The 15,992-nt window shown below is 64.1% G+C and carries 17 protein-coding genes; 7 read left to right on the forward strand and 10 right to left on the reverse strand.

The window, feature by feature from the left end:
- Position 1: 1 nt before the first annotated feature.
- From NLM15_RS43370 to NLM15_RS43385, 4 genes are all read right to left on the reverse strand, one after another.
- Entirely contained in the window at positions 2–454 is a 453-nt protein-coding gene (locus NLM15_RS43370; protein WP_254124096.1) for a helix-turn-helix transcriptional regulator, read from the reverse strand.
- A 107-nt stretch (positions 455–561) separates the two neighbouring features.
- Positions 562–816 carry a DUF3551 domain-containing protein gene (locus NLM15_RS43375; protein ID WP_254124097.1) on the reverse strand — a complete coding sequence of 85 codons (255 nt, stop codon included), beginning with the start codon at positions 814–816 and terminating at the stop codon, positions 562–564.
- A 124-nt stretch (positions 817–940) separates the two neighbouring features.
- Complete coding sequence (locus tag NLM15_RS43380) at positions 941–1,219, reverse strand: DUF3551 domain-containing protein (protein ID WP_254124098.1); 279 nt, start codon at positions 1,217–1,219, stop codon at positions 941–943.
- 150 nt (positions 1,220–1,369) lie between these two features.
- Positions 1,370–2,344, reverse strand: a complete 975-nt coding sequence (locus NLM15_RS43385) for a tripartite tricarboxylate transporter substrate binding protein (protein ID WP_254124099.1) — start codon at positions 2,342–2,344, stop codon at positions 1,370–1,372.
- 124 nt (positions 2,345–2,468) lie between these two features.
- Here NLM15_RS43385 and NLM15_RS43390 point away from each other — a divergent pair, with 124 nt between their 5' ends.
- Positions 2,469–2,888 carry a VOC family protein gene (locus NLM15_RS43390; protein ID WP_254124100.1) on the forward strand — a complete coding sequence of 140 codons (420 nt, stop codon included), beginning with the start codon at positions 2,469–2,471 and terminating at the stop codon, positions 2,886–2,888.
- A gap of 182 nt (positions 2,889–3,070) precedes the next feature.
- Entirely contained in the window at positions 3,071–4,651 is a 1,581-nt protein-coding gene (locus tag NLM15_RS43395) for an ATP-dependent acyl-CoA ligase (protein ID WP_254124101.1), read from the forward strand.
- 153 nt (positions 4,652–4,804) lie between these two features.
- Here NLM15_RS43395 and NLM15_RS43400 read toward each other — a convergent pair whose 3' ends face one another.
- From NLM15_RS43400 to NLM15_RS43410, 3 genes are all read right to left on the reverse strand, one after another.
- On the reverse strand, positions 4,805–5,899 hold the full coding sequence (locus NLM15_RS43400; RefSeq protein WP_254124102.1) for an HD-GYP domain-containing protein: 1,095 nt from the start codon (positions 5,897–5,899) through the stop codon (positions 4,805–4,807).
- A 265-nt stretch (positions 5,900–6,164) separates the two neighbouring features.
- Positions 6,165–8,447, reverse strand: coding sequence for a molybdopterin cofactor-binding domain-containing protein (locus NLM15_RS43405; protein WP_254124103.1), 2,283 nt, complete (start codon positions 8,445–8,447; stop codon positions 6,165–6,167).
- The gene (locus tag NLM15_RS43410; RefSeq protein WP_254124104.1) at positions 8,444–8,935 is read right to left on the reverse strand and encodes a (2Fe-2S)-binding protein; all 492 of its coding nucleotides are present in this window, start codon (positions 8,933–8,935) and stop codon (positions 8,444–8,446) included. The genes NLM15_RS43405 and NLM15_RS43410 overlap by 4 nt, the downstream gene beginning before the upstream one ends.
- 501 nt (positions 8,936–9,436) lie before the next feature.
- Between NLM15_RS43410 and NLM15_RS43415 the strand changes: the two genes are divergently transcribed.
- From NLM15_RS43415 to NLM15_RS43430, 4 genes are all read left to right on the forward strand, one after another.
- Positions 9,437–10,201: an alpha/beta fold hydrolase gene (locus NLM15_RS43415; protein ID WP_254124105.1), complete on the forward strand. Its 765-nt coding sequence runs from the start codon at positions 9,437–9,439 to the stop codon at positions 10,199–10,201.
- 23 nt (positions 10,202–10,224) lie between these two features.
- Complete coding sequence (locus NLM15_RS43420; protein ID WP_254124106.1) at positions 10,225–10,560, forward strand: hypothetical protein; 336 nt, start codon at positions 10,225–10,227, stop codon at positions 10,558–10,560.
- A 167-nt stretch (positions 10,561–10,727) separates the two neighbouring features.
- Entirely contained in the window at positions 10,728–11,399 is a 672-nt protein-coding gene (locus NLM15_RS43425; protein ID WP_254124107.1) for a dienelactone hydrolase family protein, read from the forward strand.
- Positions 11,400–11,481: 82 nt separating this feature from the next.
- Complete coding sequence (locus NLM15_RS43430; RefSeq protein ID WP_254124108.1) at positions 11,482–11,961, forward strand: hypothetical protein; 480 nt, start codon at positions 11,482–11,484, stop codon at positions 11,959–11,961.
- Between the two features lies 1 nt (position 11,962).
- Here the strand turns inward: NLM15_RS43430 and NLM15_RS43435 are convergent, their stop codons facing one another.
- The 3 genes from NLM15_RS43435 to NLM15_RS43445 form a co-directional block, all read right to left on the reverse strand.
- A complete protein-coding gene (locus NLM15_RS43435) occupies positions 11,963–12,709 on the reverse strand; it encodes a polysaccharide biosynthesis/export family protein (protein WP_254124109.1) in 747 nt (248 codons plus the stop codon).
- A 268-nt stretch (positions 12,710–12,977) separates the two neighbouring features.
- Positions 12,978–13,634: a peptide-methionine (S)-S-oxide reductase MsrA gene (gene msrA / locus NLM15_RS43440; protein WP_254124110.1), complete on the reverse strand. Its 657-nt coding sequence runs from the start codon at positions 13,632–13,634 to the stop codon at positions 12,978–12,980.
- Positions 13,635–13,776: 142 nt separating this feature from the next.
- A complete protein-coding gene (locus tag NLM15_RS43445) occupies positions 13,777–14,094 on the reverse strand; it encodes a hypothetical protein (protein ID WP_091898220.1) in 318 nt (105 codons plus the stop codon).
- A gap of 401 nt (positions 14,095–14,495) precedes the next feature.
- Between NLM15_RS43445 and rpsT the strand changes: the two genes are divergently transcribed.
- On the forward strand, positions 14,496–14,762 hold the full coding sequence (rpsT, locus tag NLM15_RS43450; RefSeq protein ID WP_254124111.1) for a 30S ribosomal protein S20: 267 nt from the start codon (positions 14,496–14,498) through the stop codon (positions 14,760–14,762).
- Positions 14,763–15,992 lie beyond the last annotated feature (1,230 nt).

The raw sequence follows: 15,992 nt of genomic DNA on the forward strand, positions 1-15,992 counted from the left end.
GCTAGCTGTTCGGCTTGCGTCCAGGCGGCGTAGACTTTTTCCGGCCGCGCGCGGAGCCGGCGCGTGAGGGTGAGGCTTGGACGTTCCGCTGGGCGGGGATCGGCGTTGACGGCTGCGTTGGCCATGTCTCTTCCTCCACGAAGGCGGCAAGGCGGTCGAACTTCTCGGACCAGAATTGCGCGTAGCGATTGAGCCAGTTCATCGCCTGCTCCATCGGCTGCGCGGTGAGCCGGCAGAAGACCGTGCGACCGGTCTTCTCCCGCACGATCAGGCCTGCATCCGTGAGCACGTCGAGATGCTTCATGATCGCCGGCAGCGAGACCGGAAACGGCGCGGCCAGCTCGCTCACCGACAGGCTGTCCTGCCCGCCGAGGCGCGCCAGCAAGGCTCGCCGCGTCGGATCGGACAGCGCCGCGAAAGTCCGGTCCAGCGCTTCATCCTTATACTTAACCATATGGTTTAGTGTAATCTCGAACGCGCTGAGGTCAAGTAGAGACTTGCGTGCGCGGGTCTGCACGACTGCGTGATCAGGCAGCGGTCACCGGAGCGCGAAAGACGCAGCTAGCCTGGCGGAATGTACCGGCCGCGCAACGGCGTTGGAGGCGGCGGGCGCGTGATCATCGCGGGATTCGGTCCGCAAAAGCCCTTCCGGCCGGACGCGCTCACCTGACACTGTTCGCGGGTGTAATAGGAACAGTCGCCGGGATAGCCGAATTCCGAATCCTGGATGCACCACGGGTAATCCGCGCGCGCCGGGCTACCGCCAGCGAGCCATACGAGAACCATGGTGCCCAGCACGAACTGCGCTTTCCGCATGACCGATCTCCCATGTTCGCCGCGCGACATGCGACCTCATTGAGAGAAAGGCTGGCGGAGCCGATTTATTCCGGAGCGATCGCGCGAAAATGCGCCGCGGCGGCTTCGTGGCTCGGACGTGCGATCAGTACGGCGCGACGGGCCGCGTGCGGCGCTGCGGCCGCAGCTGCGGCCAGGGGGCCTGACCATAGGCGACCATCGGGTTCGGGCCGCAGTACAGCAGCCGTCCTGACACGCTCGCCTGGCATTGCTCATAGGTGCTGTAGGTGCACTCACCGGGATAATCGAATTCGCCACCCTGGGCGCACCAGGGATAGTTGCGGGCCTCGGCGGGCGCGGTGATGGCGAAACCGGCGAGAACCATGGCAGCCAGCGCCGGCAGCGCCAATTGCATCATGCGCATGATCCCAACTCCTCCTTTGGTGGCACCAGATACGAAGCCACATATCATCAGGTTTCGCCGCGCCGCTTTATTCCAGATCAGCAGCATCACATACGCAAGAAAAAAGCCCTGCCGAGCGGCAGGGCTCCATTCTCCACGATCACAAGTCCGCTACTCGACCTTCAGGCCGGCGAACTCGACGACCTTCTTCCACTTCGCGGTCTCGGCCTCGATCTCCTTGCCGAACGCCTCGGGCGTCTGCACCCGCGGCTCGCCGCCGAGCTCGACCAGGCGCTTGGTCATGTCGGGCTCCTGCATGAGCGTATTGATCTCATTGTTGAGCTTGGCGATGACCTCCTTGGGCGTGTTCTTCGGCGCGCCCATGCCGAACAGCGCGCTGGCCTCGTAGTCCTTCACGGTCTCGGAGATCGCCTGCACGTCGGGCAGCTGCGGCGAGCGCTCCGTGGTGGTGACGCCGATCGCGCGAAGCGAGCCTGAGCGGATGTGCTGGATGATCGAGGGCATGTTGTCGAAGATCACCTGCACCTGGCCGCCGAGCATGTCGGTGATCGCGGGCGCCGCGCCGCGATAGGGCACGTGCTGCATCTTGCAGCCGGTCATCGCCATGAACATCTCGCCGGACAGATGCACCGAGGTGCCGTTGCCGGACGAGGCCATGTTCACCTTGCCGGGATTGGCCTTCACATATTCGATGAACTCGGCGACGTTCTTGGCCGGAACGTCCTTGTTGACGGTCATCACGTTCGGCACCCGCTGGAACGAGGCCACCGGCGCGATGTCGCGCACGAAGTTGAACTTGAGGTTGGCGTAGAGCGAGGCGTTGATGTAGTTGGCCGGATTGACCAGCTGCAGCGTGTAGCCATCGGGCTCGGCATTGATGACCGATTCGGTGCCGATGTTGTTGCCGGCGCCGGGCTTGTTCTCGATCACGAATTGCTGGCCGAGCCGTTCCGACAGCCGCTGACCGATCAGCCGCGCCAGGATGTCGGTGGCGCCGCCCGGCGGATAGCCGACCACCCATTTCACGGGCCGGGCCGGATAGTCGGCGGCAAGGGCCTTCGACAGCGGGGTGGCTGCAAGCGGACTGGCGGCGAGCAGGCCCAGCGCGGAACGGCGAGTGATCATCAAGGGTTCTCCCAACGTGTTGTTCTTGAAAGCAAGATAGCTTCAAAGTGGCGTCGACGCGGTTGTAACAAAGCTTGCCGCAGGCGGAAAGTGCGCCGGGCGCATCACGACGAAAGGATAAGGCATGCCGGTCAAGGTTGAAGCCCTCGATCACCTCGTGATCAACGTCGCCGACGTCGCAGTGACCGCCGAGTGGTACCGCAAGATTCTCGGCATGGAAGTCAAGGTGTTCGACCCCGGCGGCGGCAAAGCGCCGCGGACTTCGTTGCAATTCGGTAACCAGAAGATCAACGTCCGGCCGCGCGATGCCGACAAGGTGGAGTGGTTCACCGCGGAGCACCAGACCGCCGGCAGCGAGGACCTGTGTTTCCTCACCTCTGCCGCACCCGACGAGGTGGTGGCGCATTTGAAGGCACATGGGGTCGCGATCGAGGAAGGCCCGGTTCCCAAGCAGGGCGCCCGCGGCACGCTACGCTCGGTCTATTGCCGGGACCCGGATGGCAGCCTGATCGAGATTTCGTCGTACCAAGACGGTGGACGATAGGGCCGCGCCGCCCGTCCCGACCACCGTCATTGCGAGGAGCCCTTGCGACGAAGCAATCCAGACTGCCTCGACGGAGGGATTCTGGATTGCTTCGCTGCGCTCGCAATGACGGCGGAGAGAGCAGGAAGACGCAATCATCCAAAAGCAGTCGCCAGCAAGATGCAGGCTGCACAGGAGGATTCATGCCGATTCAACAGACCGCAGCCGGGCTCGTCGGGCCGTTCGACGGGCTCGACGTGCCCTGGCTGCTGAAGATGCGCGCCGAGGTGCGCCGCGACCACGCGTTCCTGATCTGGGCGCCGTTCGATGCGCCGGCACGGCGCTGGAGCTATGGCGAGTTTCACGAGCGGGTCGGCGCGCTCGCCGCGGGGCTGGCGAAGCGCGGCGTGAAGCCGGGCGAGTACGTGCTCATTCATCTCGACAATTGCATCGAGGCGCTGCTGGCCTGGTTCGCCTGCGTCGAACTCGGCGCGATCGCGGTGACCACCAACACCCGTTCGGCACCGGCGGAGATCGAATATTTTGCCGATCATTGCGGCGCGGTCGCCGCGATCACGCAGCCGGCCTATGCGGAGATCGTCGCGCAGAACTGCCGCAACATCCGATGGCTGGCGGTGACCTCGCATGATGCGGGCGCCGCGCCTGCGCAAGCGGTCTCGCGCGGCGACAGTTTTGAGCAGCTGTTCGCCGACAGCGCCGACCGGCCGCAACGCGCGACCGATCCGCTGGCGCCGTGCAGCGTGCAGTACACGTCAGGCACGACGTCGCGCCCCAAGGCGGTGCTGTGGACCCATGCCAATGCCCTATGGGGCGCCAAGATCAACGCCGCGCATGAGGACCTTCACGCGAGCGACGTGCACCAGACCTATCTGCCGCTGTTCCACACCAACGCGCTGGCCTATTCGATGCTGGCGACGCTGTGGGTCGGCGCCACCTGCGTGATCCAGCCGCGGTTCTCCGCAAGCCGCTTCTGGCGCGTCGCGCGCGAGCACGGCTCGACCTGGACCTCGACCATTCCGTTCTGCATGAAGGCGCTGCTCGAGCAGGAGATCCCCCGGGATCACAAATTCCGCCTCTGGGGCACCGCCATCAACGAGCCGCCGGCCTTTGCCGCCTTCGGCGTCAAGATCATCGGCTGGTGGGGCATGACCGAGACCATCACCCACGGCATCGTCGGCGAGGTCGACCAGCCCAACATCCCGATGTCGATCGGGCGCGCGGCTCCCGAATATCAGATCCGCATCACCGACGATGACGGACGGCCGACCGAGGTCGGCGACACCGGCAATCTCTCGATCAAGGGCATCCCCGGCCTGTCGCTGTTCGCCGAATATCTGCACAACGAAAAGGCGACGCGCGAGAGCTTCGACGCGCACGGCTTCTTCCTCACCGGCGACCGCGTCGAGCGCCTCGCGAACGGCTTCATCAGGTTCGGCGACCGCGCCAAGGACATGCTGAAGGTCGGCGGCGAGAACGTCGCGGCCTCCGAGATCGAACAGGTGATCGCGGTCGTATCAGGCGTGCGCGAGGCCGCGGTGGTCGCGAAGAAGCATCCGATGCTGGACGAGGTACCGGTCGTGTTCATCATCCCGCACGGCGGCATCGCGGGCGCTGCGCCCGACCTGCATGATCGCGTGATGGCGGCCTGCTCCGCGGGACTGGCGGATTTCAAGGTGCCGCGCGAGATCAGGCTCGTCGACGACATGCCGCGCTCGACGCTGGAGAAGGTGGCGAAGGCGGAGTTGAGGAAGATGGTGGGGTAGCGCCACCAAACGGCACGCGGTCGTAGGGTGGGTTAGCTCGCGGCTGCGCGAAGCGCAGTCCGCCAGCGTAACCCACCACTTCTGTCACCGCGGAAACTAAAGAGGTGGATTACGCCTTCGGCTAATCCACCCTACAAGACTACGGCACCGCGCTCAGAACGACCCCAGCGCCACGGGGCGGAACGCCTGCAGCAGCTGCTGATCCAGCTTGCCGCCCATGCCTTCCATCATCGCGAACGCGCGGGAGTGCGTGAAGGGCATGCGGTAGGCGCGTTTCTCCACGAGCGCCGCGTAGATGTCGACGATCGTCGTGACCCGCACGATGTCGCTGATCTGGTTCGACGACAGGCCATTCGGATAGCCGCTGCCGTCGAGGAATTCGTGGTGATGCAGGACGACGTCGAGCATCTCCGGCGGGAAGCCGCCCTGCTCCGCGAGCGCGTCATAGCCGCGGCGCGGATGCTGCCGCACCTCGGCCATCTCTTCGTCGGTGAGCTTGCCGGGCTTGTCGAGCAGCACGGAGGGAACGAAGGCCTTGCCGACGTCGTGCAGCAACGCGGCGCGGGTCAGGCGGCGCTGGTCGTCCTCGCGCATGCCGAGATGCTGCGCGAAGGCTACGGCGAAGCCGGTGACGAACAGGCAGTGCCGGTAGCTACCGACATGATGGCAGCCGACGGTGGTGAGCCATTCGCGCAGCGAGGAGTGCTTGATCGCCTTCAGGATCTTGCTCTCGGCGGCGATGACGTCGTCGAAGGTCAGGGGCACGCCGAGCGGCAGCTTCTCGAACATCTTCGCCAGCACCGCGTGAGCCGCCTCGACGCCGCGGTTGAGCGTCTTGCCGCGGTCGGTCGCGTCATAGGTGGCGGTGTCGGGGAACGCGGCGCGGATGCGTTGCAGGATGTCCTCGGGCTGGAGCGGCCGCGAGATCGTGTCGGTGGCGCCCAGCGCCCAGGCCTGCATGGTGCCGTGATGCAGAGCATCGGCGAGCACGAACAGGCGCGGCATGGTGCGATAGGCATCGCCGCGCAGCTTGTTGCGCACCCGCTGCACGCTTTCGGGCGAACGCAGATTGATGTCGACCACGAGACCGGACAGATCGCGCGACGGCTGCTCGGGAATGTCCTGCGTCGTCACCGTCGAGACGTCGCCCACGGCCTTCAGGATGCTGGCAAGCTCGGTGCTCTCGTCGCTCCGGTCGGAAGCGAGCAGAAGCCGGCGTTTGGCGGCGGATTTGGCTGGCGCGTTCATGGCTTCCCCAAAAGCACGGGACTGTATTTGGCGTCAGCCTAAGCCGGATCAGGTTCTCCGGCCCTTAAGAGGCGTGCTCAACGGGACCCTGAGGGAATGTGCGCAATTTTACGGATCGGCTGCTGGGGCGGTTCCAATCAAAAACGGCGAAAACAACCCCATGCACAGTAGAAAGGCCATTGGAAAGACTAGGTTTTCTCGAACGAAAAATCCGCCGGGGGTTGCCCCTCCGGCGGATCGGATTTCCTCGCAATAATGCCCTTTGTTACGCCTTCATCGCGCCCTTCACGGCTTCGGCCGTGATTGGAAGCGCCCTCACGCGGGCACCGCTGGCGTTGAAGATGGCGTTGCCGATCGCGGGGGCGACGACCGTCACCGCGGGCTCGCCGACGCCGGTGGCCTTTTCGCCGTTGGCGATCACGGCGACCGCGACCTCCGGCATCTGGCTCATGCGCAAGGGCGTGTAGCTGTCGAAATTGGTCTGCTCGATGCCACCGTCCTTGAGCGTCGCCTTTTCGTACATCGCCAGCGACAGGCCCCACAGCGCCGCGCCCTCGACCTGGGCGCGGATGTTGTCGGGATGCACCTGGGTGCCGACGTCGGTTGCGACCGTGAGCTTCTTCACGGTCACCTCGCCCGACGGCGCCACCGCGACATGGGCGACGCAGGCCGTCCAGCTCGCGGTTGCGCGCTCCTGCGAGGAGACGCAGGCAACGCCCATGCCCTCGCCCTTCGGCAATTGCTTGGTACCGTAGCCGGACAGGCCCATCGCGGCGAGCAGCGTGTTGCGCAGCCGCTGCGCACCGCCGTCGTTCTTGCCCTTGCCGTCCAGCAGCGCGATGCGGAACTGCGCGGGGTCCTTGCCGGCCGCAGCGGCGATCTCGTCGATCATGCTTTCGACCGCCCAGAACGTCCAGCCGGGCGCGACCGAGCGAAGCTGCCCGGACGGCGTCGCATTGTGCGCGAGCTCGTTCTTGATCGCGCGCACATGATGGTTGGGCACGGTGTAGAAGAAGTCGGCGCCGTTCACCGTGAAGGAATCGAGCGGACCCTTCTTGTCGACCGAGGGCGTGAGGAAGTCGGGAATTCCCCAGCGCGCAGTCGGCCAGGCCGACACGACGTCATGGCTGAGCGCGACGAGCTTGCCGTCGCCATCCACGCCGGCTTTCACTTTCTGGTAGGTGAGCGGACGCGAGAAATCCATCGTCATGTCGTTCTCGCGCGTGTAGATCACCTTCACCGGCTTGCCGATGGCCTTCGCCGCCTGCACCGCCGGGATCATCATGTCGGCGTCGAGCCTGCGGCCGAAGCCGCCGCCGAGCCACATCTGGTGCATGACCACGAACTTCGGATCGATCCCGGCAGCGCCTGCCGCAATCGCGCCGGAGCGCGTCGCGAACTGGTTGCCGGAATAGATGTGCAGGATGTCGCCCTTGAACTCCGCGGTGGCGTTCATCGGCTCCATCGGCGCGTGGATGTTGATGCTGGTGGTGTACTCCGCCTCCAGCACCTTCGCGGCCGTGCCGAACGCCGCATTGGGATCGCCGTCCTTGACGAAGAACTGGCCGGAATCCTCCAGCTTCTGCAGCCGCTTGGCTTCATCGAGCAGCGTCTCGCTCGAGACCTTCGCGTTCGGTCCGCCGTCATAGGCGATCTTCAGCGCTGCCGCCGCCTTCTTGGCGTTGGCATAGGTGCTGGCCACCGCGACGACCCAGCCCGACGTGGTCTGAGTCTTGTCGTCGAGGGTGACGGCCTTGATGAAGCCCGGCACCTTCTTCGCAGCCGAGTCGTCAACCGATTTCACCGTGGCGCCGAAGCGCACCGGCGGGGTGACCACCGCGCCATAGGCCATGCCCGGCAGCATCACGTCGATGCCGTATTTGGCCGTGCCGTTGGTTTTGGAGGGGATGTCGAGCTGCGGCACCGATACGCCGATCATGGTGTACTGATCCGGCGTCTTCAGCTTGATCGCCTTGAGCTCATCAGGCGTGAAGGTTTTCGTCGCCTTGCCGCTTTTCACGATTTCGGCGAACGACATCTGCTTCTTCGACTTCGCGTGCACGATCATGGAATCGCGCACCACGAGTTCCGACGCCGGCACGCCCATCGCGGCGGCCGCGCCTTCCGTCAATGCCATGCGGCCGGCGGCACCGGCACGGCTCATGGCGTCGAAGTTCATCATGGTCGACCAGCTGCCGCCGGTGATCTGTGCGCCCAGCACGGGGTCGTTGAACTTCGGATCGTTGGAGGCGAGGTTGACCCGCATATCGCTCCACTTCGCGCCGAGTTCCTCGCAGACGATCTGCGCCATGGTGGAGGCGATGTGCTGGCCCATGTCGGCCTTGCCGCAGGTCACGGTGACCAGACCATCCGGCGCGATCGCATACCAGACGCTCGGCTCGAAGTTCGAAGGCGCGGCGAGCGCTTCGCCGATGCCGGGCACGCCGGCATAGCCGAGCACAAGGCCGGACGCGGCGGCGCCGACGAGGAAGGAGCGGCGGCTGAGATCCGTCGTCTCGGAGGCGACGTTCTTCACGTGCTTATTCATGTGGGCCTCCGTTCGTTGCCGGAGGCGGAAGCGGTGCGCATCTCGGTCGCGGCGCGCATGATCGCCTTCTGGATCCGCGAATAGGTCATGCAGCGGCAGAGATTGCCGTCCATATGCGCGACCACCTCTTCCTTGGTCGGATTGGGATTCTTCGCAAGCAGCGAGGCCGCCTGCATGATCTGCCCGGACTGGCAGTAGCCGCATTGCGGCACCTGCTCGGCGATCCACGCCTTCTGCAGCGGATGATCGCCCTTGGGGGCGAGGCCTTCGATGGTGGTGATCTTCTTGCCGGCGACATCGCCGACCATGGTCTGGCACGAACGCACGGCTTCACCGTTGACATGCACGGTGCAGGCGCCGCACAGCCCGGCACCGCAGCCGAACTTGGTGCCTGTCATCTGCAATTGCTCGCGGATCGCCCAGAGGAGCGGCGTGTCGTTCGCCGCATCCACGGACAGACTCCGCCCGTTGATGGTGAGAGTTGGCATAGGCGTCTTCCCCTGCCGGTGCATGAAGCCGCTTACGGCGGCAACTTGAGCAGCGAACGCCCACCGGGCTGGCGTCCACCTTGATCGCGAGAATGATCGCGTTCATGCGTCGTGGCAAATGCAATTTGGAATCGCTCGAAACTATCGCGACAGCTCAATGTTGTGCGTTGCGAAAACGAGGCTGATGCAGCGACTGAACGCAACAGGCAGCCCGTCTAGACATGAGTGCCAATGCGCTCAGGCAGTTTCTTCGAAGTAACTTGGCACGCTAAGATGTTATCGCAAGCGAACTCTTACCCTCCCCTGGAGGGGGAGGGTCGATCGCGCGGAGCGCGAGCGGGGTGGGGTGATCTCTCCGCGAGGAACACCGTTCGAAATGGAGAGACTGTCACCCCACCCCGTCTCACATTTCGCTGCGCTCACTGTGAGCCGACCCTCCCCCTCCAGGGGAGGGTGAAGCACTGAGGTCGCGGCTAGAATAAAAAGGAAAGGGCGGACACAATGCCGAAGATCAACAGAGACGGCGTCGGGATCCATTACGAAGTCCATGGCGACGGGCCGCCGCTGCTGCTCACCCACGGCTATTCCTCGACCTCGGCGATGTGGCATGGGCAGGTCGATGCGCTCGCGAAGGATCACAAGCTGATCCTGTGGGACATGCGCGGCCACGGCCAGTCCGACTATCCCGATGATCAGAAGGCCTATAGCGAAGCGCTCACCATCGGCGACATGGCCGCGATCCTGGATGCAGTCGGCAGCGAGCGCGCCATCATCGGCGGATTGTCGCTCGGCGGCTACATGTCGCTCGCATTCTATCGCGCTTATCCGCAGCGCGCCCGCGCGCTGCTGATCATCGACACCGGCCCCGGCTTCAAGAAGGACGACGCGCGCGAAGCCTGGAACGCGCGGGCGCTCGGCACCGCCGACAAGCTCGATCGCGAAGGTCTCGATATGCTGAAATCGGCGACACGCGAGCGCGCCACCGCGAGCCATCGCAACGCCAGGGGATTGGCGCTTGCCGCACGCGGCATGCTGACCCAGCGCGACGCCCGCGTGATCGAGCTGCTGGCCGACATCAAGGTGCCAAGCCTGATCGTGGTCGGCGCCGACGATACGCCGTTTCTGGCTGCGTCCGACTACATGGCGGCAAAGATCCCCGGCGCACAAAAGGTCGTGATCCCCGCCGCCGGTCACGCCGTCAACATCGACCAGCCCAAGGCTTTTGTTGACGCAGTGGTGCCTTTCCTGAAGAACTTGCCGGGATAGGCGATCGAACGGGAACACAGGCAATGAAGCGGACGATATTGGCTGCGGGCGCGGTGTTGCTCTCGATGTCGGCGCAGGCCGAGCCGTTCGGCATGGCGCCACCGCGCCGGCCCTTCGTTGCGACCTTGTCGAACAACACGCCGCTCGCCTTCGGCATGGATGCCGAGCAGACCGCGCGCGCCCTCGGGCAACCCCTGCAATATGTGCGGGGCCGCCCCGGCAACGAGATCTACCTCGTCTTGCGCAATCTCGGCGGCAGCGGCTTGATCCTCTACCGCCACCGCCTGTTCCTGCAATTCCGTCACGGACGGCTGGCAGGATGGAAGGAGGACTACGGCGAGAACTGGATGTGGGAGTGATCGCCGACCCTCATGGTGAGGAGGCGCAAAGCGCCGTCTCGAACCATGCAGGCCCGGCTCTCGCATCTCGGCCTTTCATCCTTCGAGACGCTTGCTGCGCAAGCTCCTCAGGATGAGGGGATAGAGCGGTGTTCGCAATCAACGACCAACCAAAAAGGACAACCCGCGTGGGACAAGACATCAAGCTGACGGCTTCCGACAATTTCCAGCTCGGCGCCTATCGTGCTGACCCTTCAGGCGCGCCGAAGGGCGCGGTGGTGGTGATCCAGGAGATCTTTGGCGTCAATCACCATATCCGCTCGGTCTGCGACCGCCTCGCCAAGGAGGGCTATGTCGCGATCGCGCCGTCGATCTTCGACCGCACCTCACCGAACTTCCAGTCGGGCTACACACCCGACGAGATCGCTGAAGCCCGCAAGTTCGTTGCCAGTCCCGATTGGGACGCGATGCTGCGCGACACGCAGGCTGCGATCGACGCGGTCAAGAGTGTCGGCCCGGTCGGCATCATCGGATTTTGCCTGGGCGGCAGCATCGCCTTCGTCGCGGCGACCCGGCTGTCGGGCCTGAAGGCCGCGATCGGCTATTACGGCGGCGCCGTGGTGCGCTTCGCCGACGAGAAGCCGAAGGTGCCGACGCAGCTGCATTTCGGCGAGAAGGATGCCGGCATTCCGCTGACCGATGTCGAGACCGTCAAGGCGAAGCGGCCGGACGTCGAAGTGTTCGTCTATCCCGGCGCCCAGCACGGTTTCCATTGCGACGAGCGGCCGAGCTACGACAAGACGAGTTCCGACATCGCCTGGCCGCGCAGCCTGGAATTTTTCGCGAAGCATCTGAAATAGCGAGAGCGGGAATCGGGTGGTCGCGTCACGCTACCCGGCGATAGAGCTGGCCGATCAAGCCAACTGACGCCGGGAGATCGTGATGCAACAGGCCAACACGAACATCGTCATCCGCAACCCGTTCGGCACAATGGATGTGCCCTCGCCGAACGATCATGACGTCATGGACTATGCCGCAACGGCGACGCTTGCCGGCGATGCCGGCGACGTCAACGCGGCAGCATGGGCCTCCATCGCTGCACTGTCAGATCCGCTCGAAGGCATCTGGGCGAGCCGCTGGAATGGCGGCGCCGATCCGACCATGGCCGGCGATACGCCGGAGGCCTGGAAAGACGGGCGCGCAGAGGTGCGAGTTGCAGGCGGACGCATCTATCTGCGCTTCGACTGGGACCATGGCCGGCGGCACGGGCTGATCGACGCGGCGCGCGAGGGCGCGCGCCTCATCGGCAAATACATCAACCTGACCAACCCCGCGATCATGCGGCCGTGGGTTGGGCTTGTGGTCGACGAGGCGCGGATCGACGGATGTTTTCCGAACGGGCGACTGGATTTCAGAAGGTGAGCTAGAACCAGCGCTCGCCGACGAACACCGTGTCGCCCGGCGCCAGCGGCGTGCCGAGCGGGACGACGGCGCGCATGGCGCCACCGGCTTCGGTGTGCGTGACAGTGACGACGTCGCGCTTGGCGCGCGGCGAGAAGCCGCCGGCGATCGCGACCGCGCTTTCGACCGTCATGTTCGGCACGTAGGGGTATTGGCCGGGGGCGGTGACTTCGCCGAGAATGAAGAACGGGCGGTAGGACTCGACTTCGACGGCGACCGACGGCTCGCGGATGTAGCCGTTGCGCAGCCGCGCGGCGATGTCACCGGCAAGACCCGCCGGGGTACGGCCGCGTGCCGGCACGCCGCCGATCAGCGGCATGGTGATGGAACCACCGGCATCGATGGCGTAGCTGTTGGAGAGACCTTCCTGGCCGTAGACCACGACACGCAGCTTGTCGCCGGCGTCGAGATGGTAGGAGGAGTCGTAGCGCGCCGGCGCCGCCATCGGCGCGGCGTAGCCGACCGGCATGGGCGCAGGCGAGGAGGCGAAGGAATTGCGCAATGCGCCGATGGCGCCGCCACCGTCGGCGACGACAACCGGCTGCGGGGCGACGTAGGGCTGGCCATAGGCCATGGAGTCGAGATCGGCACGGGGCTGCATGACCGCGACGGGACCTGCGGTCTGCATACAGCCGCCGAGGGCAAGCGCGGCGGACGCTGCCAAGGATGCTGTCAAGATCGACCATCGAAACGCGCGTGCAACCGGCACCGGACCCCATCCCTCGAAACGAGACAGATCCAGTCTTGCACTGGTTATGGTTAATAAAGCGTTGAGTGGGCGGCGATGACGGTGCGACGACCGCGGTGCGCTCCCTCTCCCGCTTGCGGGAGAGGGTTGGGGAGAGGGTGTCTCCACTAGGAAGACTCCCCAAGAGGAAAGAGCCCTCACCCGCCGCGCTCGGGACGATGCTGCGCATCGCCCGGGGCGCGTCGACCTTTCCCGCAAGCGGGAGAGGCGCACCACCTTTGTGGCTAGCTTACGCGCTGACGCCCACGCCGATCGGGCAGGACACGCCGGTGCCTCCCAAGCCGCAATAGCCGGCGGGGTTCTTCGCCAGATATTGCTGATGATAGTCCTCGGCAAAATAGAACGCGCCGGCAGGCGCGATCTCGGTGGTGATGGCGCCGAGGCCTTTTGCGGCAAGCGCCTTCTGATAGAGCGCCTTCGATTCATCGGCCGCTTTCTTCTGCGCGTCTGAATAGGTGTAGATCGCGCTTCGGTACTGCGTGCCGACGTCGTTGCCCTGACGCATGCCCTGCGTCGGGTTGTGGCTCTCCCAGAATGTCTTCAGCAGCGTCCCGTAGGAGACCTTCTTCGGATCGAACACGACCAGCACCACTTCGGTGTGGCCGGTCCGTCCCGAACAGGTCTCTTCATAGGTCGGGTTCGGCGTGTGGCCGCCGGCATAGCCGACGGCGGTCGCGTAAACACCGTCGCCGAGCTCCCAGAATTTGCGCTCGGCGCCCCAGAAGCAGCCGAGCCCGAACACGGCCTGCTCGAGGCCTGCGGGATAAGGCGGCTGCAATTTCGCGCCGTTGACGAAATGGATGGTCGCGGTGGGAATGGCTTGCGCACGGCCGGGCAGCGCTTCCGTGGCGCTCGGCAATGCGGTGGTCTTGCGCATGAACAGCATGATGGGTCTCCGCAACGAGCTGTCCGTCGCTTGAGCGCGCGAGAGAAGTCGAGCGCTCAGGCGGCGTGCTCGCGATCAGGTGGGGAATATAGGGTTCTACGTCAGCGAGGGCAGCCTTGTTACGCCGCGCCCCATCGGCTGCTCAGTCCCTGGAATATCCGATCAAGGGTTTCCGCGGCCGGAACAGGATCATCAGCAGGATCCCCAAAATGCCGAGCACGGCGAAAACCGGCTGATCCAGCACCAGGCGGATCACCGAGGTCCAGAGCCAGGGCGCCTTGGCCTCGACCCAGGTCCGGAACGCCGTCTGGCTGGCCTGATTGATGTCGTTCCAGAACTGGCCGAACCGGGTGAACTTCAGGGTCTGGTCGGCCACCCAGCGGGCGCCGTCATAGACCATGAAGATGAACCCGCCGGCGAGCAGCAACAGCCCAATCAGTCGGAAAAAGCCGCGGATCATGCCTCACCTTATATGATCGTCCGACCGGACGACCCCTGGAACGCTGCCAGCCAATAGCCGGGGAACGGCAGAAATTCAACCTCTTCAGGGCGTTACAACGCCCTCTTGGAGCACCCGAGGGCTGTTTTCCAGCCCCGGAAAGCGTTGACGGTGCCCAAGACCCTCTCTATAAGGGCGCCAACTGGCGGTGGGCGCAATCCTGCCGCCGCTGTTCTTTGAGCAGTTGCAGGCACCTTGAGCTTAAAACTCCTTGGCGCCTCAGAGACAACCGCAAGGTTGTCGCTCATGTTCCGGGAATAGCCCAGCAACCGAACACCCTAAATCCGAGCGTCGATTCAGCGGTCCAGCAGCCGGCGCTACCCGACCAAGACGCGACCGGTACCGCAAAGGATATTGAGACCATGGCCAATACCACCTCCGCCAAGAAAGCGACGCGCAAGATCGCCCGCCGCACTGCCGTCAACAAGTCGCGCCGCACACAGATGCGCGGTGCCGTCCGCACCGTCGAAGAAGCCATCGCGACCGGCGATCGCGCCGCCGCCGTCAAGGCGCTGGCCAATGCCGAGCCCGCCCTGATGCGCGCCGCGCAGCGCAACATCATTCACAAGAACAACGCCAGCCGCAAAGTCTCGCGGCTCACCGCGCAGATCGCCAAGCTCGCTCAGTGATCTAGCAAGTCATTCGATCGGGCGATCCGGTCGAACATCGCACGCGTCAAACAGCCCGGCATCGCGCCGGGCTTTTTTGTTGTCTGTCATATTCACGCATGCAGTCGCTCTTCGCCTGGAAGATTTGCATCGTCCGCATGATAATGCGCTCCGTAATTTTACCGCGTGTGATTTTGCAACAGCGGAAACTTTCACTGCATTGCAAAAACCCCTGCGAGGCGGGCGCAAGTTGAACTCCCGGGGGTGCGAGTTCTGCACACCGTAGTTTCACAGGATCGCGATACGCCAGGGAGTTACCCTGTGAAACGAGACTCAAAAAACGATGTCTCGCTAATCACTTATCGACATAGTGGCGACAAGCATTTGGAAAACTCGTTCGCGCGTCGAGAGCGTGACGCTTTTGTAAAAATAATTTGGCAGCGGCCCAGAATTGTCACATGACGCGCGGCGTTTTCGAATCTGTGCACGAATCCAAAAACTTGCTCCGAAGCCTGTGAACAACTCCTGCGCGGCGTTAACGCAGATCAAGTTTTTTGATGCCTCAAGTGTGAATCAATTCCGTTGCGAGTCTTTCCGCATAGTGTATTCCTTAAGTGGTCAGCGGCGCCCACGATCTAGAGACCAGCGCGGTATCGGAAACGGGGCGAGCGTGCAAATCGGCGGCGGTGTGCACGTAGGCGACGCTTCAAAAAGCGATTGTCGGTTCAAAACCCATTGCAAGATGGGAATGGTAGTTCTTTGTCTGAATGTCTCCAAGCGGGATCTTCCCGTTCGTGCCTGGCACATATGAGAGACGTCGCGAAGCTACCCCGGCACGCATGAGGGCGAAGTCGAGCGGACGACTAGTACTCGGGCAGGCATCCGCGACGGAGTTCGACGCGGTTGTCTTTTAGACACGCAGGACCTTGCCGTGAGCAATCACGGCAGGACGGGGAGGTATCATGTCTTACGGACTCAACGCGGTATTGAAACAAGTCTCCAATCCCAATGATGCCGGTTTAGATCAGTCCGACCTTCAGCCTCCCGCGTGTGACGGAGCGCCGAGTACGCGCTGACCTCGCGACCCCTCCATCTCTGACATCACTGATCCGACCCGCGGCGTTCGCGCCGAACGGCGGAGCCGTGTCCGACGATGGAATCGCTTGAGGTCGTGCCATTCCAGGGATCCTGGCAGGAACCTTGCGTGGCACTCACAACGCAACTTTATCTCTCAATAGAAGTTTTTTGACG

This window comes from Bradyrhizobium sp. CCGB20 (assembly GCF_024199855.1).
Taxonomy (GTDB): Bacteria; Pseudomonadota; Alphaproteobacteria; order Rhizobiales; family Xanthobacteraceae; genus Bradyrhizobium.

Bases quoted from the DNA above. Each gene is read 5' to 3' on its own strand.
- NLM15_RS43370 (WP_254124096.1), bottom strand. From the start codon at position 454: ATGGTTAAGTATAAGGATGAAGCGCTGGACCGGACTTTCGCGGCGCTG.
- NLM15_RS43375 (WP_254124097.1), bottom strand. From the start codon at position 816: ATGCGGAAAGCGCAGTTCGTGCTGGGCACCATGGTTCTCGTATGGCTC.
- NLM15_RS43380 (WP_254124098.1), bottom strand. From the start codon at position 1,219: ATGCGCATGATGCAATTGGCGCTGCCGGCGCTGGCTGCCATGGTTCTC.
- NLM15_RS43385 (WP_254124099.1), bottom strand. From the start codon at position 2,344: ATGATCACTCGCCGTTCCGCGCTGGGCCTGCTCGCCGCCAGTCCGCTT.
- NLM15_RS43390 (WP_254124100.1), top strand. From the start codon at position 2,469: ATGCCGGTCAAGGTTGAAGCCCTCGATCACCTCGTGATCAACGTCGCC.
- NLM15_RS43395 (WP_254124101.1), top strand. From the start codon at position 3,071: ATGCCGATTCAACAGACCGCAGCCGGGCTCGTCGGGCCGTTCGACGGG.
- NLM15_RS43400 (WP_254124102.1), bottom strand. From the start codon at position 5,899: ATGAACGCGCCAGCCAAATCCGCCGCCAAACGCCGGCTTCTGCTCGCT.
- NLM15_RS43405 (WP_254124103.1), bottom strand. From the start codon at position 8,447: ATGAATAAGCACGTGAAGAACGTCGCCTCCGAGACGACGGATCTCAGC.
- NLM15_RS43410 (WP_254124104.1), bottom strand. From the start codon at position 8,935: ATGCCAACTCTCACCATCAACGGGCGGAGTCTGTCCGTGGATGCGGCG.
- NLM15_RS43415 (WP_254124105.1), top strand. From the start codon at position 9,437: ATGCCGAAGATCAACAGAGACGGCGTCGGGATCCATTACGAAGTCCAT.
- NLM15_RS43420 (WP_254124106.1), top strand. From the start codon at position 10,225: ATGAAGCGGACGATATTGGCTGCGGGCGCGGTGTTGCTCTCGATGTCG.
- NLM15_RS43430 (WP_254124108.1), top strand. From the start codon at position 11,482: ATGCAACAGGCCAACACGAACATCGTCATCCGCAACCCGTTCGGCACA.
- msrA (WP_254124110.1), bottom strand. From the start codon at position 13,634: ATGCTGTTCATGCGCAAGACCACCGCATTGCCGAGCGCCACGGAAGCG.
- NLM15_RS43445 (WP_091898220.1), bottom strand. From the start codon at position 14,094: ATGATCCGCGGCTTTTTCCGACTGATTGGGCTGTTGCTGCTCGCCGGC.
- rpsT (WP_254124111.1), top strand. From the start codon at position 14,496: ATGGCCAATACCACCTCCGCCAAGAAAGCGACGCGCAAGATCGCCCGC.